General features: G+C 68.5%; 22 protein-coding genes and 1 pseudogene. 11 read left to right on the top strand and 12 right to left on the bottom strand.

Going from position 1 to position 17,722, the window contains the following annotated elements:
• Positions 1–5: 5 nt before the first annotated feature.
• On the top strand, positions 6–314 hold the full coding sequence (locus ACQCO7_RS16005) for a hypothetical protein (protein WP_075825383.1): 309 nt from the start codon (positions 6–8) through the stop codon (positions 312–314).
• 58 nt (positions 315–372) lie between these two features.
• Here ACQCO7_RS16005 and ACQCO7_RS16000 read toward each other — a convergent pair whose 3' ends face one another.
• The 5 genes from ACQCO7_RS16000 to ACQCO7_RS15980 all read right to left on the bottom strand — a co-directional run bounded on the left by ACQCO7_RS16000 (position 373) and on the right by ACQCO7_RS15980 (position 4,404).
• Complete coding sequence (locus ACQCO7_RS16000) at positions 373–564, bottom strand: ferredoxin (RefSeq protein WP_464072469.1); 192 nt, start codon at positions 562–564, stop codon at positions 373–375.
• A 55-nt stretch (positions 565–619) separates the two neighbouring features.
• The gene (locus ACQCO7_RS15995) at positions 620–1,840 is read right to left on the bottom strand and encodes a cytochrome P450 (RefSeq protein ID WP_464072468.1); all 1,221 of its coding nucleotides are present in this window, start codon (positions 1,838–1,840) and stop codon (positions 620–622) included.
• A 112-nt stretch (positions 1,841–1,952) separates the two neighbouring features.
• Complete coding sequence (locus ACQCO7_RS15990) at positions 1,953–3,116, bottom strand: NAD(P)/FAD-dependent oxidoreductase (protein ID WP_464072467.1); 1,164 nt, start codon at positions 3,114–3,116, stop codon at positions 1,953–1,955.
• A 149-nt stretch (positions 3,117–3,265) separates the two neighbouring features.
• Positions 3,266–3,460 (bottom strand): hypothetical protein, encoded by a 195-nt coding sequence (locus tag ACQCO7_RS15985; protein WP_464072466.1) that lies wholly within the window; start codon positions 3,458–3,460, stop codon positions 3,266–3,268.
• A gap of 515 nt (positions 3,461–3,975) precedes the next feature.
• Complete coding sequence (locus tag ACQCO7_RS15980; protein ID WP_464072465.1) at positions 3,976–4,404, bottom strand: ATP-binding protein; 429 nt, start codon at positions 4,402–4,404, stop codon at positions 3,976–3,978.
• A 140-nt stretch (positions 4,405–4,544) separates the two neighbouring features.
• Here ACQCO7_RS15980 and ACQCO7_RS15975 point away from each other — a divergent pair, with 140 nt between their 5' ends.
• Positions 4,545–5,489 (top strand): helix-turn-helix domain-containing protein, encoded by a 945-nt coding sequence (locus ACQCO7_RS15975; protein WP_464072464.1) that lies wholly within the window; start codon positions 4,545–4,547, stop codon positions 5,487–5,489.
• 2 nt (positions 5,490–5,491) lie between these two features.
• Positions 5,492–5,695 (top strand): DUF397 domain-containing protein, encoded by a 204-nt coding sequence (locus tag ACQCO7_RS15970; protein WP_464072463.1) that lies wholly within the window; start codon positions 5,492–5,494, stop codon positions 5,693–5,695.
• Between the two features lie 20 nt (positions 5,696–5,715).
• Here the strand turns inward: ACQCO7_RS15970 and ACQCO7_RS15965 are convergent.
• Positions 5,716–6,300: pseudogene (locus ACQCO7_RS15965) on the bottom strand (HD domain-containing protein).
• A gap of 12 nt (positions 6,301–6,312) precedes the next feature.
• Complete coding sequence (locus ACQCO7_RS15960; RefSeq protein WP_464072462.1) at positions 6,313–7,425, bottom strand: helix-turn-helix domain-containing protein; 1,113 nt, start codon at positions 7,423–7,425, stop codon at positions 6,313–6,315.
• Between the two features lie 205 nt (positions 7,426–7,630).
• Between ACQCO7_RS15960 and ACQCO7_RS15955 the strand changes: the two genes are divergently transcribed.
• From ACQCO7_RS15955 to ACQCO7_RS15940, 4 genes are all read left to right on the top strand, one after another.
• Positions 7,631–8,380 (top strand): hypothetical protein, encoded by a 750-nt coding sequence (locus ACQCO7_RS15955; RefSeq protein WP_464072461.1) that lies wholly within the window; start codon positions 7,631–7,633, stop codon positions 8,378–8,380.
• A 66-nt stretch (positions 8,381–8,446) separates the two neighbouring features.
• Positions 8,447–9,358 carry a phosphotransferase family protein gene (locus tag ACQCO7_RS15950; protein ID WP_464072460.1) on the top strand — a complete coding sequence of 304 codons (912 nt, stop codon included), beginning with the start codon at positions 8,447–8,449 and terminating at the stop codon, positions 9,356–9,358.
• Position 9,359: 1 nt separating this feature from the next.
• Positions 9,360–10,019 (top strand): class I SAM-dependent methyltransferase, encoded by a 660-nt coding sequence (locus ACQCO7_RS15945; protein WP_464072459.1) that lies wholly within the window; start codon positions 9,360–9,362, stop codon positions 10,017–10,019.
• A 16-nt stretch (positions 10,020–10,035) separates the two neighbouring features.
• Positions 10,036–10,614 (top strand): HAD domain-containing protein, encoded by a 579-nt coding sequence (locus ACQCO7_RS15940; protein ID WP_464072458.1) that lies wholly within the window; start codon positions 10,036–10,038, stop codon positions 10,612–10,614.
• Positions 10,615–10,693: 79 nt separating this feature from the next.
• Here the strand turns inward: ACQCO7_RS15940 and ACQCO7_RS15935 are convergent, their stop codons facing one another.
• From ACQCO7_RS15935 to ACQCO7_RS15915, 5 genes are all read right to left on the bottom strand, one after another.
• Complete coding sequence (locus ACQCO7_RS15935) at positions 10,694–11,137, bottom strand: NUDIX domain-containing protein (RefSeq protein ID WP_464072457.1); 444 nt, start codon at positions 11,135–11,137, stop codon at positions 10,694–10,696.
• A gap of 27 nt (positions 11,138–11,164) precedes the next feature.
• A complete protein-coding gene (locus ACQCO7_RS15930) occupies positions 11,165–11,812 on the bottom strand; it encodes a dihydrofolate reductase family protein (protein WP_464072456.1) in 648 nt (215 codons plus the stop codon).
• 94 nt (positions 11,813–11,906) lie between these two features.
• Positions 11,907–12,113, bottom strand: coding sequence for a cold-shock protein (locus tag ACQCO7_RS15925; RefSeq protein ID WP_010356280.1), 207 nt, complete (start codon positions 12,111–12,113; stop codon positions 11,907–11,909).
• Between the two features lie 186 nt (positions 12,114–12,299).
• Positions 12,300–12,887 carry a nicotinamidase gene (locus ACQCO7_RS15920; protein WP_409115813.1) on the bottom strand — a complete coding sequence of 196 codons (588 nt, stop codon included), beginning with the start codon at positions 12,885–12,887 and terminating at the stop codon, positions 12,300–12,302.
• 117 nt (positions 12,888–13,004) lie between these two features.
• Positions 13,005–14,351 (bottom strand): nicotinate phosphoribosyltransferase, encoded by a 1,347-nt coding sequence (locus tag ACQCO7_RS15915; RefSeq protein ID WP_464072455.1) that lies wholly within the window; start codon positions 14,349–14,351, stop codon positions 13,005–13,007.
• A gap of 56 nt (positions 14,352–14,407) precedes the next feature.
• Between ACQCO7_RS15915 and clpS the strand changes: the two genes are divergently transcribed.
• From clpS to ACQCO7_RS15895, 4 genes are all read left to right on the top strand, one after another.
• Positions 14,408–14,725, top strand: a complete 318-nt coding sequence (clpS, locus tag ACQCO7_RS15910) for an ATP-dependent Clp protease adapter ClpS (protein WP_464072454.1) — start codon at positions 14,408–14,410, stop codon at positions 14,723–14,725.
• Between the two features lie 50 nt (positions 14,726–14,775).
• Positions 14,776–15,363, top strand: a complete 588-nt coding sequence (locus ACQCO7_RS15905; RefSeq protein WP_464072453.1) for a DUF2017 domain-containing protein — start codon at positions 14,776–14,778, stop codon at positions 15,361–15,363.
• Between the two features lie 357 nt (positions 15,364–15,720).
• Entirely contained in the window at positions 15,721–17,151 is a 1,431-nt protein-coding gene (locus ACQCO7_RS15900; protein WP_464072452.1) for an amino acid permease, read from the top strand.
• A 142-nt stretch (positions 17,152–17,293) separates the two neighbouring features.
• Positions 17,294–17,716, top strand: coding sequence for a M67 family metallopeptidase (locus ACQCO7_RS15895; RefSeq protein WP_409115818.1), 423 nt, complete (start codon positions 17,294–17,296; stop codon positions 17,714–17,716).
• Positions 17,717–17,722: the final 6 nt, after the last annotated feature.

Here is a 17,722-nt window from a genome sequence, read left to right as displayed (position 1 = left end):
ACCGCATGGCCACAGGAGGCTTCTCGAAGCTGCCCGGAGGCACCGTCGTGGTGGCCGTGAACCTGCCCAGCCCGGCCGTCGCGGACGCGGTCGTACGGGTCCTGGTCCACGCCGGGAACCGGGCCCGCGCCCTGACCCGGCTGCGCAACCTGGGGCTGCGCGCGGTGTACCTGAGAGGTAACGCCGCGCCCCCGACGCCGGACGAGATCACGGCCGTGCTCCACCATCCCGACGGGCTGATATGGCGGACCGACGGGTCGATGGAGCTGTGGCATCCGATCAGGGCGTTGATGCGCGGGACGGTGGCGCGGTAGTAACCGGTTAATACCTGAGAGCTACGGTCGCTCTCGGCCCAGTCGCCCGGTCATCCAGTCATCCGGTGATGCGGATGGCGGCGGCCGGGCAGACGGCGGCGGCTTCCCGGGCGGCGTCGTGGTGCTCAGGTCCCGGTGCCTCGGTCAGGAGGACGACGATTCCGTCGTCGTCCTGGTCGAACACCTCGGCCGCCTGGACGGTGCACAGACCGCTCGCGCAGCACAGCTCTTCGTCGACGGTGATCTTCATGGTGGGGGTTCCTTCTTCGTACGCGTGGGGGATCAGGTCGTTGATTCGGCGCGGTTCACCAGGTGACCCACAGCTCGTCGAGCCCCGTCGCCACGACCCCCGTACGGATGCTGAGCGTCTCCGGCGTGTCCCGCAGCCGCAGGCCCGGCAGGCGCTGTGCGAAGCTCGCGAGGACGACCTGGAGCTCGACGCGCGCGAGGGTCTGGCCGACGCAGAAGCGGGGGCCCGCGCTGAACGCGAGGTGCTGCTGGGCGTTGGCGCGGCGGGGGTCGAAGCTGTCGGGGTCCTCGAACTTGCGCTCGTCGCGGTCGGCGGCGCTGAGGTTGACGAACAGGGTCGTACCGGCCGGCACCGGCTTGCCGCCGACCTCGATGTCCTCCGTGATGAAGCGCGGGATGCCGAGCCCGCCGACGGGATCGAGCCGCAGCGACTCCTCGACCGCGCCGGGGACCAGGGAGGGGTCGTCTACGATCGCCTCGTACAGCGCGCGGTCCGCGAGGAGCAGGGCCGTCATCTTGGCGATCATGTTCGAGGTGGTTTCGTGGCCCGCCAGCAGCAGGCCGACGACCGTCTGCACGAGCTCCGCGTGGCTGAGCCGGCCGTCCTCGCTGTCGGAGATCTGCGTCAGCTCGCTGATCAGATCGCCCTGCGGGTTCGCGCGCTTCTCCTCGACGAGCGCGGAGGCGTACGCGCCGAACTCCCTTAGCGCTTCGTCCACTTCGGCCTGCGTGTACTTGGTCGTCGTCATCATGACCTCGGACCAGCGCGCGAACTTGTCCTGGTCGCTCGCGGGGGCGCCGACCAGTGCGCAGATGACCCGGACGGGGAGCGGCAGCGCGAACTCCGTGCGCAGGTCGAGCGGGCCGCCCTTGGCGATCATGCCGTCCAGCAGCTCGTCCGCCATCTCCTGGATGCGCGGGCGCCACAGCTCCATCTTCTTCACCGTGAACGCCGAGGTCAGCAGGCGCCGGTACCTGCGGTGGCCCTCGCCCATCATCGAGGACGTCGCCTCGTTCTCCCGGCTGAAGAGGCCGCCGTCCTCGGTGTTCGACGTCTTCGCGGCGCCGGGTTTGTCGAGGCGGCGGTTGAAGCGGGGGTCGGAGAGGAGGGCGCGGGCGTCGTCGTACCCGGTGACCAGCCCGACGACGTCGCCGCTCGGCATCCGGACATGGGTGACGGGGCACCCCTGCCGGGCCTCGGCCCACTCGCGGGGCGGCTGGAGGGCCTGGGGCTGGTCGAAGGGGTAGGCGGGTACTACGTCGTCGGTGGCGGTCATGGTGGGGGAGCTCCTTGTGTGTGGGGGAGGTAGGGGGGAGGGGTATTACGCCGTACGGGTACGGGTCTCAGGGGGTACTCGGCGTGGGTGGGGAGGCGGCGGCGCGGCACCGTCAGACGGACGCCACCGCGTCCTCCCACGCCGCCGACACGGCGATGGACTGCCGCCACTGCCGGATCGCCTTGGGCGGCATCCCCACGCCGAGCGCGCCGACGAGCCGGTCGCCCTTGCGGTACGCGGCGATGAACCGGCGCTCGGCGAGCGAGCCGTCCACCACGGCGACCTCGTCGTGCTCGCGCAGGTAGCCGAACGCCTGCACCTTCATGTCGTACTGGTCCGACCAGAAGTACGGCACCGGCGCGAACGCCTTGGGCGCGCCGGGGTTCAGGAGGTTCCGGGCGGCGGCCATGCCCTGCTCGGCGGCGTTCGTCCGGTGCTCGATGCGCATCGGCGTGCCGAAGAGGGGGTTGTGCCAGCGGGCGACGTCACCGGCGGCGTACACGCCGGGCGCGGCGGCGCAGTACTCGTCGCAGACCACGCCGGAGTCCAGCGTCAGCCCGCTGTTGTTGAGCCACTCGGTGTTGGGGAGGGCCCCGATCGCCACGAGGACGTCGTCGGCCTTGATCTCCGTCCCGTCGGCGAGCCGTACCCCTCCCTCGCAGGTCTCACTGACGGACACCCCGCAGCGCAGGTCCACCCCGTGCTCCCGGTGTGCCTCGGTCAGCACGCGTCCGACGTCCTCGCCGACGGCGTGCGCCAGCGGTACGGGGGCGGGCTCCAGGAGGACCACTTCGGCGCCGAGCTTGCGGGCCACGGCGGCGACCTCCGCGCCGAGGAATCCGGCGCCGACGACCACCAGGCGCCGTCCGCTGCGGAGGCGTTCCCGGAGGCGGAGGGCGTCGTCCAGCGTGCGCATCACGTGCTGGGGACCGGTGCCGGGGAGCTTCTTCGGGCGTACGCCGGTGGCGATGACGAGTCCGTCGTACTCGATCTCTGACCCGTCCCCCAGAAGTACTACGCGTGCCTCGGTGTCCAGCGAGGTCGCGGGACTCCCCAGCCGCAGTTCTAGTCCGCCTAGCTCCTCAGGGGTACGCAGCCTCACCCTCTCCGGTGTCCACTCGCCCGCCAGTACCTGTTTCGAGAGGGGTGGTCGGTCGTACGGGTCGTAGGGCTCGTCCCCTACCAGCGTGATCGTTCCCTCGTAGCTCTCCCGGAAGAGGGTCTCCGCGGCGGCGAGTCCGGCGGCCGAGGCGCCGACTATCAGGGCGCGGTGCATGGGCGTCTCCTGCTTCTCGTGTGGGGTCGAGATTCAGTGCGGCATCTATTTGCTTTACTTACGCAACCAGATTGGGCTTGCGTAAGTCAAGTAATCCGACGGGGAGTTGTGCGGAGGCGGGGGGAGGGGCGGGGCGCCAGAGGGTCGGGTCATCCTTCGGGGAAGGCCCGCACGGCGTCGCTCGCCGCCCGGTACTCCTCCCGCAGATGCCGGGCCTCCGCGCAGTCCACGCCCTGCGCGCGGCACGTGTCCTTGCAGGATGCGGCGTGGATGAGCCAGTCGCGGTAGAGGTTCGCCGCGCGGGTGTGCGGGGGGTTCTCGGGGGGTTCGGAAGGGGTCGTCATCGTGGGGTCCCCTGTCGTGCCGGGGCGCTTCACCGGGGGGTGGGGTGGGGCGCCGGGGGTGTGCGGTTGTCCTGGTTCACGGATGGTGGGGGGATTGCGTTCAAATGGGTGGGGTTGTAGGGCGGAGTGACCGAGGGTCCGGTAGGGGGAGGGGGAGACGTAGGGGTCGTGGATGTAGGGGGTGCTACGGGTATGACGGGTGCGGCTTCGGTGACGCCGGTATGACAGCAACGACGCGAGCAGGCGTCTCATGGGGGTACGGCTCCGGGGGTGTGGGGGTAGAGGGGTACGGGGTTCTCGTGAGGGTTGGAGTGAGGGTTCCCGTGGGGTCGAGGCGCGGGGGTTCCCGTGGGGTCGGGGTACGGGGTTTCCCGATGTGCGGGGTTCCCGGTGACACCGGCGCCCCGGGCGGGGCGGACCGCCCAGGGCGCCGACGGAGGCTCGACCGGACGAGAAGGGGGTGCCCGGGAGCCTCTGACCTGCGGCGCGTGGGTGGGAGTACGCGCGGCAGGGTTCTAGGAGGCGGCGACCTTTTGTGCGGGGAGGATCTTCTCGGCCCACACGGTCTTGCCGATGACCTCGCCGGTGACGCCCCAAGAAGTGGCGAGCGACTCGATGAGGGCGAGCCCTCGCCCGCTCTCGTCACCGGGCCCGGCCTTGCAAGGTTGCGGCATCCGGTCGCTCTGCGTATCCCGCACCTCGACGCGAAAGAGGTCGTCGTCGCGGGAGATGGAGAGCCGGACCTGACGTCCCGTAGTGCCGGGTACGCGGCCGTGCGTGACGGCGTTGGTGACCAACTCGTCGACGACGAGCGTGAGTTCCCCGGCGAAGTCGTCGTCCACGGGGGTGCCGCAGGTGAGGAGGAACTTGCGGCAGTCGGTTCGGGCGCGGGCGGCGGCGAGCTTGGTGGTTGGGTAGTGGAAGCTGGCGAAATTCTCGGGCATGGGCTGCATCCCCCTCGGAGAGTTCGGTGAGGAGGACGCTAATTCCGGCAGCGCGTTTTCCCAAGCGTGAGTTGCAATATGGATTTGACCGTTTGCAACCCTGCAACCAATTCCCTTCGTTCGAGTGGTGATTGGGTTGCATGCCGCGTGCGGACTCGGGCATTCTGCTAAGGGTGATCACGTCAGAGAGGGGGAGCGTGGCAACGCGCCGGATTTCGCAGCCGACCGCACGCCAGGTGCGGATGGGGTCCATACTTCGTGGCCTGAGGGAGGCGGGAGCCCATGGCAGCCAGGACGCCGTCGCTGGTGAACTGGGTTGGTCGGAGTCCAAGTTGAGCCGCATCGAGTCGGGCCGCCTGGGCATCGGCGAGGTCGACCTGGGGCTACTGCTGGACCGGTACCGGGTTGAGGACCAGAGCCTGCGTGGTTATATCGCCGACCTGCGCCGACGGGGAAACGTACGTGGTTGGGACACCGACGTCCGCTCTTTCGTGAGTGCTTCGCACGCCGACTACATCGGCTACGAATCGGACGCCGCGGAGGAATACAACATGGAAACCTCGCTGATCCCCGGCCTGTTGCAGACCCACGGCTATACGCGGGCCGTCTTCGATCAGCACGCGCCGGAATTGACGGAGGTGCAACGTCAGGAGCGGCTCGATATCCGGGACAAACGGAGACAGGTATTCGACCGGGCAAGCCCCCTGGAGCTCTGGAGTGTCATCTCGGAGTCGGTACTCCGCCACGCCATGGGCGGCCCCCGCGTCATGGCCGGCCAACTCGAATATCTGCTGGACATGTCCAGGGACTACGCGCAATCGATCACCATCCACGTACTCCCTGAGAGATCGGAATCGCACGGCGCCCTGTTCGGCCCGTTCGTCATCCTCTCGTTCCCCCAGCGCTGGGAGTCCGACATCGTCTACCTGGAAGGCTTCACCGGCAGTAGATTCCTGGAGGACCCCGGCCAAGTCCAGACGTACAGCAAGCTGTTCAGACGCTTGATGATGAAGGACTCACTCCGAGCACCGGAGTCACGCAAGCTGATCGAGCGCTACCTCGCGAACTACCGCAAGGACGGATAGCAATGTCACGACACTCCATCCCGGACGCATCAACGATCGACGCGACATGGCGCAAGTCTTCGAAATCCGGCGGCCACGAAAACTGCGTCGAACTCGCCCCGTACCAAGACCGCGTCGCCATCCGCGACAGCAAGTCCCCCCACGGCCCCGCCATCCTCTTCTCCCGCCCCGCCCTCCTCACCGCCCTCGAAACCGGCACCTTCTAAAACACGCAACGCCCTTCCCCTCAGCTCCTCTCCCCCAGCGCCGCCCGGAGCCAGTCCAACGACCCCGTCGCCAACACCGCGTCCGCCAGAGCCTGTCCGCTCTCCGTGGCGATCCGGCGGCGGGAGTTGTCGATCCAGCGCTGCGCGTTGGCGTACCCCTGGTCTCGGTACTCGATGCCCTGGATCATGCACTCCAGCTTGTCGGCATCGCGGGCGCAGACCGCCTCCGGCGACTCCTTGTCCTCGTACGCGCCGACCAGTTCACGCACCGTCTCCGCCAACGCCTCGGGCATTCCGGCGACTTGATCCGCGGTGACCGTCCGAGCATCGGCCTCTCCGGCGCCGTACCTCTTGCCCAGGTGGTTCACATCCCCCGTACGTGTCTCCTGCGAGTCGTGCTAGACGGCGAGCAGCGCCGCACGAGCCGGATCGGCGCCTTCGAGCTTCGCGATGATCGTCGCGATGAGCAAGGTCCGCCAGGAGTGGTCCGCGACGGACTCCGGGTCCTACACCCCCACCACCCACCAGCCGGTGCGCCTCGTTTGCTTCAAGGTGCCCGCCTCGTAGAGGAAGTTCGCGACTGCGGTCAGCTCGGCGTCAGCCACTTCGGGTTCCTTTCACGCCTCGGCGAGCCAGATCGCGTAACGAAGGCTCTCCAACTCGCGTTTGCCGCTCAGTGAGACCTCCTGGCTACCCAACATGATCGGAAGGCGCTCGTGCAGGGAACGGGCGGCTGCCCCGGAGCGGATCAGGTCAGGCCGTATCTGAAGCAGGGCCCACACGCTGTGAATGCTCAGCTCCACATAGTCGTGCCGGGGAGCGATACCGGCCGACAAGTGAGCGAGAAGCTTGCCTCCGGGCCATATTTCGAGGGAACCGTCCGCGATGAAGTCGTCCGACAACTGAGGGGCGGAGGTCTCACCGACCCAGTAGGCCCAGTACGCGAGGTTGGCGGCCTCACCGGCGTCGTCGTCCAAGAGCGAGGAGTCGATGAAGTGGCTCATACGGTCGCGGTCACCCTGGCGGGCGGCGACGGTCGCGACGCTGCGGGAGTTGAGCCAGACCGAGAGCCAGTTCCCCGGTCGCTCGGTGCGCTGCTGGTGCGTGAGCCAGGCGTCGGTGTCGCCGGCGGTGTCGTAGCCGCTCAGGTAGAGGGCCTGGCGGCGTAAGAGAAACCTGCTGTCGCTCGCTTGCTCTGCCGTGCGCCGCACCCGCTCGAAGAAGACCTGCCTGTCGGCGATGCCGAGATCCAATACGGAAGGTGCAGGGCCTCGACGCGGACGGCTTGGTGCCGGGAGGCCGCGTACGGGCTCGGGCAGGACTCCGGTGAGTGGCCAGACCAGTACCTCGGCGAGGTCGCGCCGCATCACCATGGCGCCGAGCGGGCTGTCTTCGACGGGCGTTTCCTCGTCGAGGATTTCCCCCAGAAGAGTGTCCGCCTCCAACGCCCTCTCCAGTACTTGCAAGAGAGCCGGAGGGGTACCCATGCGCATCAGCCGGTGACGCAGGCCGTGCATCTGCCCGACGGGAACGGCGGTCAGGGGGCGCCTGCCTGTCTCCCACCCCGCGACCGTGTCCTGCGACACCTTCAGGAACTCGGCTGCTTCGTCCTGAGTGCGGCCCTGTTGCTCACGGATCGTCCGCAGGACGTACCCGCTGATCAGCCCGATTCGGGCGCGGGATGCCTTACTCGTACCGACGGTCAGGGTTCGTGGCGGGTTCAGCCGCATAAAGGTCCCATCCGAGCCGCGTGGAGCAAACCACCTGTACTGGCGGTCACTTCAAGAGACAGACGTGTCTTTCTACCTTTTTCGTCATCCCCGCAAAGCGTACGGAGGAGGTGGGTGATCCGGGAGCGAACGCGACGACAGGGGTCGCTTTCTCGTCGGCCGGACACTCCCCGAGTCCCTCACCCCGATCAGAGACGGAGACACGGTGACCACCATCGACACCGCGGCCATCACGGTCGTACTGCCCGAGGCGTTCGACGAGCGCTGGAGCCGCCTGCCCGGCATCCGCGTCGACGGCCCGCGCATCACCATCGACCCGGTCGAGTACTTCTTCCGCTTCGAGTCCAATACCTGGCTCGTCACCGACTGGGAGCTGGTCAAGTCCCAGCTCCTGGACCTGGATGAGACGACCGAGAGTGCGGTCGAGCAGCTCGCGCTGGACTTCATCAAGGCTCACGCCGAGTCCACCTCGGACGCCGCCCGTGTCCTGGCCACCGCGTACGAGGTGTACGCGTACCTGTTCCGTGACGAGCACCTGGCCGGCCTCGGTCTGCCGCAGATCACGGCCGAGCACCTGCGGATGCTCCGCGAGGCGGCCACGCTCATGGCGCTGAACAAGGTGGAACTGGACGGGCGCATCTCCAACGTCGGCCCGTGCTGGTTCTTCCCCGCCGCCACCTCCGTCGTCTTCGACCTGGACGACGAGACGGGCGGGATGCTCGACGAGGTCTACCACGGCGGCTGGTTCAACGAGCACCGCCGCATCGAGTCCATCAAAGCCCACGCCGCGCTCGGAGGACGGCTCGTGCACGGCTGCCAGTCCGTGCCGGACCAGACCGGCGGCGTGGTCGCGCCCTACGGTGCCTCGATGGCCGACTTCCGTGACGACCTCGCCGCTTTCAAGGCGGGCTGGATCGAGCAGGTCTACGCGCACCGAGTGAACCCCGCTGCGTAAGACTCCGGGGCTGGCGGACACCTTTCGCCAGCCCCGGACACCGCCCTCACCTTCCGGAGCCCACAGATGACCATCAACCCCAGCGCCGAACTCCTCGACCACCTGCTCACCGCGACCGGCCGGACCACCGCCGCACGGGAAGAAGTGCGAGTGTGGTCCATGTCCGGCGTCGAGCGCGTCACTTTCCCCGACGGCACCACCGCAATCTTCAAGTACGCCAAGAAGCCCTTCGACACCGAGGACCAGGCCCTGCGCCTGGCCCGCACCCTCGGTGTCCCCGTCCCCCAGGTCCACGCCTCCGCCGTCCTCGACGGCTGGCTCGGCATGCTCATGGAGGACTTCGGACCGTCCGTCCGTCAGGCCGACGACCTCGACGGCGTTGCTGCGGCCGTGGTCCTGCACAGCACACGTACGGCTGCCTCCCTGCCCGTCCTCGACCAGCAACGGCTGTGCTCCCTGCCGACCCTGGCGCTGGAGCATCTCGAACGGCTCCGCAAGGCCGACCGGTGGCAGGACGCGGACGAAGTCGAGGACGCGCTCGGCATGATCGCGCGGGCTGCCGAGGCCCGCTCGGCCGGAGCGATACGGGAACCCTTCGGTTGGGTGCACTCCGAGTTCCACCCCACCAGCCTCCACATCGGCGAGCGCGGCTGGCAGCTGCTGGACTTCGCCCGTGCCTTCACCGGCCCCGGCCTGCTCGACCTCGCCAGTTGGCACGGCACCGTCGGCGCCCCCGACCCCGTACGCCTGCGGGTCCTCCTGGAGCAGTACGTCACCGCCGGCGGCACCCCCGACGCCCTCGGCGCGCGCGGTGGGCTCGCCGCCGAGAACTGGGCGCTGGGCTGGCACCGCATGTGGGCCGTCGAGTGGTTCATGGAGCAGGCCGTCCGCTGGATCGCCGACCCGGCCACCGACCCCGCGTACGTCAAGGCCGTACGCCGCCACCTCACCGACGTCCTCCACCTCCTGGAGATCTGACGTGCTCGCCGAGGCGTCCCCGTGGTACGCCTACGCCCTCCAGCGCACCGCCACCGGCCCTCTCGCCGTACCTGCCCGGATGGAATGGACCACGAAGCCCGGCACCGGACCCGGCGCGGAGATCCTCGGCCCCGACCTGCGCGGCAAGCGGCTGCTGGAACTCGGCTGCGGCTCCGGTCACAACGCCGCTCACCTCGCCGACCGCCACGGCGCACACGTCACCGGCGTCGACCTGACCGGCCTCCAGGTCCACCGCGCCCGTTCCCACTACGGACGGCTGAACAACCTCACGTTCGTCACTGACCATGCCCTGCACCAACTGCATGCTTCCCACGAGCAGTTCGACGCGATCTACTCCGTCTTCGGCGCCGTAGGACTCGTCGCCCCCGAGTTCCTGCTCCAGGCCATCGCGTATCGCCTCACGCGCGGACGGGTGTTCGTCTTCTCCGTTCCTCACCCGCTCCGCTGTGGCCGGACCCTCTCCGACGACGACCGGCCTCGCCGCGACCACATCACCCTCCCCGACCACACCCGACTTCCTCTCGCTCGCTGGGAGTTCGACACCGACCGCTGGGAGAAACACCTCAGCCGCGTCGGCTTCCGGCTCACCTCGGCCCAGGAGTTCCACGCCACCTTGCTCATCACCGCGCGCAAGTCCTGACACCAGGGAGAAACCGATGCGTCCGCCCTACCTGCTCCTCGACGTCGACGGTGTCCTGATCCCCTTCCCCCAGGCCGACGGGACCACCCCGGCCACCCACACACGCCACGACGTCGTCCCGACAGGCCGAACCCCCGACAACCCTGTCACCATCTGGCTCAACCCCGTGCACGGCCCCTTGCTCACGCAAGTGATCCGATCCGGCCTGATCACCCCTGTCTGGTGCACCAGTTGGCGCCAGGACGCCACCACCCTGATCGGCCCGCTGCTCAACCTCCCGCGCCTGCCGTACGTAGACCTCCCGCGTCCCCGGATCACCACCAGCCACCCCAACGGCTACCTCTGGAAACGCGACCACGTGGACACGTGGCTCGGTGACGCCCCCGTCATTTGGATCGACGACGACTTCACCGGCCTCGATCACAGGTGGGCGGTGGAACGCAACGCCAACGGCTTGGCAACTGCCCTGGTGCAACCCGAACCTCGCGTCGGACTCTGTGTCGAGCACCTGATCGAAGTGCTGGCATGGGCCGCGCGGCTGCGTGTGACCGAGAACGGCACCTGCGATATCCCAAGCGGAGTCGAAGCCGCGTAGGGATGGAAGCGTATGGACACAGGCACCGTAAGCCCGACCCTGGTCGGCGCTGACTCTGTCCCTGGTGGCCGGGTAGGGCCTACTCCCACCCGGCCAGTGATACCTGAGAGCTACCCGCGAAGTACCCCTGGAGCGCCTCTCGCGATGCCTCCACGAACTCCCCGGGTACAGCCTCCGTATCGACCCAGCACACCCGCGCATGCTTGTCCGGCTCGCGGTTCTGAAGCTCGCCGCTCCATTCGTGCACGACGAAGACGACCACGAGGAAACCGTCGGGTGCCTCGACTCCCCAGGCGCCGTGGACGACATGGGCGACCTGGAGTGAATCGGGACGCACCCTCAACCCGGTCTCCTCGTACAACTCCCGTACGGCGGTGGTGGTGATGGGTTCGCCGGGCTCACCCTTGCCGGCCGGTAGATCCCACAACCCCCGGCCGAACTTGGCGTGTTGGCCGCGTTGGAGCAGGGCGACGCGACCGGCGGACTTGTCGTGGACGATGACGGCGGCGGCCAGGAGAGTCATGGACCCATTGTCGGTGGCGAGTTGGTGTCACTTCCGCCAGAACAAGTGATGCGCGACCCCGCTCGGACTCGGCACGACCTCCAGGTGGAAGCGGTCCAGCAGCTCGTCCGGCGAGTCCCACAGGCGTAGACCCGCCCCCAACTTCAGCGGGGACACGGCGACATGGAGCGTGTCGACCAGGTCGGCTTCGAGGAACTGGCGGACCGTCGAGACGCCACCCCCGAGGCGGACGTCCTTGCCCGCGGCGGCCTCGCGGGCCTGCGCGAGGATCGAGGCCGGGTCGCCCGAGACGAAGTGGAACGTCGTGTCGGAGAGGGTGATGGAGGGGCGCGGATGGTGGGTCATCACGAACACCGGTGTGCGGAAGGGGGGTTCGTCGCCCCACCAGCCCTGCCACTCATGGTCGGTCCAAGGCCCGCGCTGGGGGCCGAACTTGTTGCGGCCCATGATCTCGGCGCCGATGTTGTTCCTGAAGTCCCGGGTCAGATAGTCGTCGAGGCCACGCGTGCCGCCGGGGTCCGTACGGTTCGGCCAGCTCGCCGTCGCCCCGGCCCACGCGAAGAGCTGCCCGGGATCGACCGCGTCACCGAAGGGGTGTTCCAGCGACTGGTTCTCACCCGCGCCGACCCCGTCGCTGGAGACGTTGAAGTTCTGGACGCGCAAGAGCTGAGGCATGGGTTCCTCCTGTGCCGACGGCAACAACACCGATGAAGACTCACCGGACGATGAAAACTCATCGGTCGGCGTCGGCCCAGAAGGAAACGAGGTACTAGACCGCGCGGACTTCCCCGGCCTGCGGCCCCCGCTGCCCCTGCGTCACCTCGAACTCCACCCGCTGGTTCTCGTCCAGGTTCCGGAACCCGGTCCCCTGGATCGCGGAGTAGTGCACGAAGACGTCCGAGCCGCCGTCGTCCGGAGAGATGAACCCGAACCCCTTCTCCCCGTTGAACCACTTGACGGTCCCCTGCTGCGGCATCTACGGCCCCTTCCTCTGCTCGATCACGGTGTGCCTGCCGATCCTGCCCCACCGCTCAGCCGGGGAAACCGGGGTCGTACCCCAGAGGTCGTACCCCAGAGGTAGTACCCGAGGGTTAATACCCCGGGCGTAATACCCGAGGCGTAGTACCGCCCCTCATGCCACACCCCTTCACACCACAACCCCTCACACCACAGGCTTACCCGTCAGCTCCACCCCGGCCCCCCGCAGCTCCTCCACCGCCCGCTCGGTCGTCTCCTTCGCCACCCCGGCCGTCAGATCGAGCAGTACCTGGGTACGGAACCCCTCCCGCGCCGAGTCCAGCGCGGTGGCCCGCACACAGTGATCCGTGGCGATCCCCACGACGTCGACCTCGTCGATCCGCCGCTCCCGCAGCCAGTCCGCGAGGGACACCCCGTTCTCGTCCACCCCCTCGAACCCGCTGTACGCGGCCGAGTACGTCCCCTTGTCGAAGACGGCGTCGATCGCGCCGGAGGCCACGGCGGGCGCGAAGTTGGGATGGAACCCGACCCCCTCGGTCCCCGCGACACAGTGCGCCGGCCAGGAGGTCACGAAGTCGGGGTCGTCGGCGAAGTGCCCGCCGGGCGCGATGTGGTGGTCGCGGGTGGCGACGACGTGCCGGTACCCGGTCCCCCCGGCCTGCCCGATCAACTCGGTGATGGCGGCGGCGACATCGGCACCACCGGAGACCGCGAGGCTGCCCCCCTCACAGAAATCGTTCTGCACGTCTACGACGATCAGTGCGCGGCGCATGGTCGGTGCCCTTCGGCTATGGGGGGAGTCAATCGGCTGGGGGAGAGGGGCTCTGGCTCTACGGTGCTACGGCTGGGGTACGGGGGGTATGACACCGCCCGGGAGCGGCACACCGCCCTAACTACCCGACCTCCCCACGAGGTACTCCGTCGGAAGAACCGGTTCCCCTCGCGAGAGCTGTGTAGCGGACAGGGGCAGCCTGGCACGGACGGCGATATGCCGCTCACGTACTACGTCCAGAGGCTCACGCCCGACCACCTCGCCCCCCTTCACGAGCTCCACGAGGAGCTGCTGGTCGGCGAGTTCGGCCGGCACCGGCCCCGTACCGACGACCTCGGCCTCGGCGACGCCGTCCGCGTCCGACCGACGGGCCGCCCACTTCCGTCCCCCCAGCGAGGTCTTCCCCCCGGAGGACTTCTTGGCCACGGACACCAGAGGCGCCTTCGGGTCGGCGGACTCCGCGCGCGCGACCAGCTTGTAGACCATGGAACAGGTCGGGTGCCCGGACCCCGTGACGAGCTGCGTCCCGACCCCGTACGCGTCCACCGGAGCCGCCGCGAGCGACGCGATGGCGTACTCGTCGAGGTCGGAGGTGACGATGATCCGCGTATCCGTCGCGCCCAGCGCGTCCAGCTGCTGTCGTACGCGATGCGCCACGAGGAGCAGGTCCCCCGAGTCGATGCGGACGGCGCCGAGTTCGGGTCCGGCTACCTCTACGGCGGTACGGACGGCCTCGGCGACGTCGTACGTGTCGACGAGGAGCGTCGTACCCCTGCCGAGGGAGTCGACCTGCGCGCGGAAGGCGTCGCGCTCGGTGTCGTGGAGCAGCGTGAAGGCGTGCGCGCTGGTGCCGACGGTCGGGATGCCGTAGCGGAAACCGGCGGCGAGGTCGGAGGTGGTGGTGAAGCCGCCGACGTACGCGGCGCGGGCGGCGGCGACGGCGGCCAGCTCGTGCGTCCGGCGCGCGCCCATCTCGATCAGCGGGCGCCCGCCCGCCGCCGAGGACATCCGGGACGCGGCGGCGGCGATCGCGGAGTCGTGGTTGAGGATGGAGAGGATCACCGTTTCGAGGAGCACGCACTCCGCGAACGAGCCCTCCACCCGTAGTACCGGAGAGCCAGGGAAGTACACCTGACCTTCGGGGTAGCCCCAGATGTCCCCGGAGAAGCGGTACGACGCCAGCCAGTCGAGCGTCTCGTCGTCGACGATGCTCCGCTCCCGCAGGAAGCCGATGACCCCGGCGTCGAAGCGGAAGTTCTCGACGGCGTCCAGGACCCGGCCGGTGCCGGCGACCACGCCGTAGCGGCGGCCCTCGGGCAGGCGCCGGGTGAAGACCTCGAACACGCTGCGCCGCTCGGCGGTGCCCGCCTTCAGCGCGGCCCGCAGCATCGTCAGCTCGTACTGGTCGGTGAAGAGCGCCGTGGACGGGACGTCGACCGGCAGCCCAAGGTCCGCAGGGTTCATGCAGCGGATCGTACTCCCATTTCGTCAGTGTGACGATTTCGGGGTCGCGTGGCAGCATGGGGCCTGTGACGTCACCCGCTCCCGCAGAGATCGAACGCACCGAAACGGTGGAGGAGGTCTTCGCCGTGGCGGAGCCCGACGTCCCCTGGGTCACGATCGTGCACAACGACCCCGTCAACCTCATGAGCTACGTCGCGTACGTCTTCCAGACGTACTTCGGCTACAGCAAGGACAAGGCCGCCAAGCTCATGCTCGACGTCCACCACAAGGGCCGCGCGGTCGTCTCCAACGGCACCCGTGAGGAGATGGAGCGGGACGTGCAGGCCATGCACGGGTACGGGCTGTGGGCGACGCTCCAGCAGGACCGCAAGTAAGCCCCCGCAGTCCCTCCACCCCCTACGCCGAAAGTGCTACGACCGGTTTCATGCCAGGCATCTTCGAACCGCTCCCCGGCGGCGGCGCGGCCGTCGCACTCGACGACGTCGAGATCTCGATCATCCGCTCGCTGGCGGTCCAGCTCCTGGAGCTGATCGGCCCCGGCCCCGCCGAGGACGCCTCCGCCGACCCGCTCGCCGAACTCTTCGCCGAGGGACCGAGCGAGCCGCCGTCCGACCCGGTGCTGCTGCGCCTCTTCCCGGACGCCTACACCGACCCCGAGGGGACCGACCGGCAGAAGGAGCGGCAGAAGGAGTACTCCTCGGAGTTCCGCCGGTTCACCGAGAACGACCTGCGCGCGGGCAAGCGCGAGAACGCGCTCGCCGTCGTCCGCTCCCTCGACGCGCTGGACGCGGACGGCGCCGTCCTCAAGCTGACCACCGACGACTCCCGCAAGTGGCTCGGCGCCCTCAACGACCTGCGCCTGGCGATCGGTTCACGCCTCGACATCACCGCCGAGGACGACACCGACGTCCTCTACCACCTCCCGGACGACGACCCGCGCAAGCCGATGGTCATGGCGTACCTCTGGCTCGGCGGACTCCAGGAGACCCTCGTCGGCACGCTGATGCCCTGACGTCATACCTCGGATGTAACCGGTTACACCCTTGCTCAGAAGGCCCTCAAATCCGGATAACGATCCCGTCACCGGCCCGGCCGGTTTTGGTCGCCGAGTGAGCCGTTCGTCCGCTTCTTCCTGTGGGGTGCGCCACATCCAGCACCGGTAATTGATATTGCAGTCGTGATAAATCTTCACGACCGCCCGGCGCGCACCATCCGTATGCGCCGCCGGGTGCGCCACCGAGCCGGCTCGATCGCCGGCCAGGCAAGGGCAGGCCCCCAGGCCCGCCCGCTCCAGCAGTTCCGGGGGGATCGAAACCCGATCCGTGGTCGACGAGAGGCCCGGATCGGCATGGAGAAAGGCGCACCACACATGACCTCCGCTCAGGTCGACACAGAGAACGGCGGCACGGACAAGGCACCCGAGGAAGGCTACGAGCGCGGGCTCGGCAGCCGTCAGGTGCAGATGATCGCCATCGGCGGCGCCATCGGCGTCGGCCTCTTCCTCGGCGCCGGGGCCAACATCGCCAAGGCCGGCCCCAGCCTCATCCTGATGTACGCCCTCGCCGGCGTGATCATCTTCTTCATCATGCGGGCGCTCGGCGAACTCCTGCTCTACCGGCCCGTATCGGGCTCCTTCGCGGAGTACTCCCGCGAGTTCCTCGGCCCGTTCTTCGGCTATCTCACCGGCTGGACGTACTGGCTGATGTGGGTGGTCACCGGCATGGCCGAGCTGACCGCCGCCGCGATCTACGTCAACTACTGGTTCCCGGCGATCCCCCGATGGGTGACGGCGCTGGTGTTCCTGGTGGTCCTCTTCGGCGTCAACCTGATCTCCGTGAAGCTCTTCGGCGAGCTGGAGTTCTGGTTCTCCATGGTCAAGGTCACCGCCCTGATCGGCATGATCGTCATCGGCCTCGGCGTGCTGACCTTCGGCTTCAGCAGCGCGGGCGACACCGCCGCCGTCTCCAACCTGTGGGCCTTCGACGGCTTCTTCCCCAAGGGCATCGGCTCCTCCCTCATGACCCTCCAGGGCGTCATGTTCGCCTACCTCGCCGTCGAGCTGGTCGGCGTCACGGCCGGTGAGTCCGAGGACCCCGAGAAGACCCTGCCCAAGGCCATCAACACGCTGCCGTGGCGCATCGCCCTCTTCTACGTCGGCGCGCTCACCGTCATCCTGTGCATCGTCAAGTGGACCGAGTTCCAGCCCGGCGTCTCGCCGTTCGTCGAGGCGTTCGCGAAGATCGGCATCCCGGCGGGCGCGGGCATCGTCAACTTCGTAGTCCTCACGGCCGCCCTGTCGTCCTGCAACTCGGGTATGTACTCCACAGGTCGCATGCTGCGTACCCTCGCGGACAACGGCGAGGCCCCGGCCGTCTTCAAGAAGCTGTCGTCCACGAAGACCCCGGCCTTCGGTATCACCATCTCCGTGCTCTTCATGGGGATCGGCGTCGTCCTCAACTACGTGGTCCCGGAGAAGGCGTTCGGGTACGTGACGTCCGTCGCGACCGCCGCCGGTATCTGGACCTGGCTGATGATCCTGATCAGCCACGTCCTGTACCGCCGCGCCGTGGTCGCGGGCCGGCTGCCGGCCTCCTCCTTCCCGGCTCCGGGCGGCTCGGTGTGCAGCTGGATCGCCATCGTCTTCCTGCTGTTCGTGACGGGGATCATCGCGTACGACGCCGACGCGCGGATCTGCCTGTACGTCATGGCCGGGTGGGTGGCCGCGCTGGGCATCGGCTGGGCCGTACTGAAGAAGGCGAGCCCGGAGGTCACGGAGCGCGCGTACGACAAGGTGGGCTAGCTCTCCGGAGCGACGGGGGTACGGGACCTGGGTACTACCCGGGTAATACCCACGACGCCCCCGCCGACCGCCGCCGTCCGGCATCCGGACCCCGTAGTACCACCCCTCGGTACTACGGGGTCCTCTGCTTATCCTGGCGACCATGCTGACCATCACCCAGGCCCTCCACGACCAGATCGTCGCCCACGCCCGCAAGGACCACCCCGACGAGGCGTGCGGAGTCGTCGCGGGCCCGGCCGGGTCGGACCGCCCGGAGCGGTTCGTCCCGATGCTGAACGCGGCCATGTCGCCCACGTTCTACGAGTTCGACTCCGGCGACCTGCTCAAGCTGTACCGCGAGCTGGACGACCGCGACGAGGAACCCGTCGTCATCTACCACTCCCACACCGCGACCGAGGCGTACCCCTCCCGCACGGATGTCACCTACGCCAACGAACCCGGCGCCCACTACGTCCTCGTCTCCACCGCCGACACCGACGGCAACGGCCCTTTCCAGTTCCGCTCGTTCCGCATCGTGGACGGCGAGATCACCGAGGAAGAGGTCACGGTCGTCGCGTCATACTGACTGCGT

The organism is Streptomyces saintjeani, assembly GCF_055409605.1.
The sequence above is the reverse complement of the archived record's forward strand: the minus strand, read 5'-3'. Positions and strand labels throughout refer to the sequence as shown.

Coding starts and splice junctions, on each gene's coding strand:
- ACQCO7_RS15915 (WP_464072455.1), bottom strand. CDS start 14,351: ATGAACCCTGCGGACCTTGGGCTGCCGGTCGACGTCCCGTCCACGGCG.
- ACQCO7_RS16005 (WP_075825383.1), top strand. CDS start 6: ATGGCCACAGGAGGCTTCTCGAAGCTGCCCGGAGGCACCGTCGTGGTG.
- ACQCO7_RS16000 (WP_464072469.1), bottom strand. CDS start 564: ATGAAGATCACCGTCGACGAAGAGCTGTGCTGCGCGAGCGGTCTGTGC.
- ACQCO7_RS15940 (WP_464072458.1), top strand. CDS start 10,036: ATGCGTCCGCCCTACCTGCTCCTCGACGTCGACGGTGTCCTGATCCCC.
- ACQCO7_RS15970 (WP_464072463.1), top strand. CDS start 5,492: ATGTCACGACACTCCATCCCGGACGCATCAACGATCGACGCGACATGG.
- ACQCO7_RS15975 (WP_464072464.1), top strand. CDS start 4,545: ATGCCGCGTGCGGACTCGGGCATTCTGCTAAGGGTGATCACGTCAGAG.
- ACQCO7_RS15935 (WP_464072457.1), bottom strand. CDS start 11,137: ATGACTCTCCTGGCCGCCGCCGTCATCGTCCACGACAAGTCCGCCGGT.
- ACQCO7_RS15950 (WP_464072460.1), top strand. CDS start 8,447: ATGACCATCAACCCCAGCGCCGAACTCCTCGACCACCTGCTCACCGCG.
- ACQCO7_RS15985 (WP_464072466.1), bottom strand. CDS start 3,460: ATGACGACCCCTTCCGAACCCCCCGAGAACCCCCCGCACACCCGCGCG.
- ACQCO7_RS15925 (WP_010356280.1), bottom strand. CDS start 12,113: ATGCCGCAGCAGGGGACCGTCAAGTGGTTCAACGGGGAGAAGGGGTTC.
- ACQCO7_RS15960 (WP_464072462.1), bottom strand. CDS start 7,425: ATGCGGCTGAACCCGCCACGAACCCTGACCGTCGGTACGAGTAAGGCA.
- ACQCO7_RS15895 (WP_409115818.1), top strand. CDS start 17,294: ATGCTGACCATCACCCAGGCCCTCCACGACCAGATCGTCGCCCACGCC.
- ACQCO7_RS15990 (WP_464072467.1), bottom strand. CDS start 3,116: ATGCACCGCGCCCTGATAGTCGGCGCCTCGGCCGCCGGACTCGCCGCC.
- ACQCO7_RS15905 (WP_464072453.1), top strand. CDS start 14,776: ATGCCAGGCATCTTCGAACCGCTCCCCGGCGGCGGCGCGGCCGTCGCA.
- ACQCO7_RS15980 (WP_464072465.1), bottom strand. CDS start 4,404: ATGCCCGAGAATTTCGCCAGCTTCCACTACCCAACCACCAAGCTCGCC.
- ACQCO7_RS15920 (WP_409115813.1), bottom strand. CDS start 12,887: ATGCGCCGCGCACTGATCGTCGTAGACGTGCAGAACGATTTCTGTGAG.
- ACQCO7_RS15930 (WP_464072456.1), bottom strand. CDS start 11,812: ATGCCTCAGCTCTTGCGCGTCCAGAACTTCAACGTCTCCAGCGACGGG.
- clpS (WP_464072454.1), top strand. CDS start 14,408: ATGGGGCCTGTGACGTCACCCGCTCCCGCAGAGATCGAACGCACCGAA.
- ACQCO7_RS15900 (WP_464072452.1), top strand. CDS start 15,721: ATGACCTCCGCTCAGGTCGACACAGAGAACGGCGGCACGGACAAGGCA.
- ACQCO7_RS15995 (WP_464072468.1), bottom strand. CDS start 1,840: ATGACCGCCACCGACGACGTAGTACCCGCCTACCCCTTCGACCAGCCC.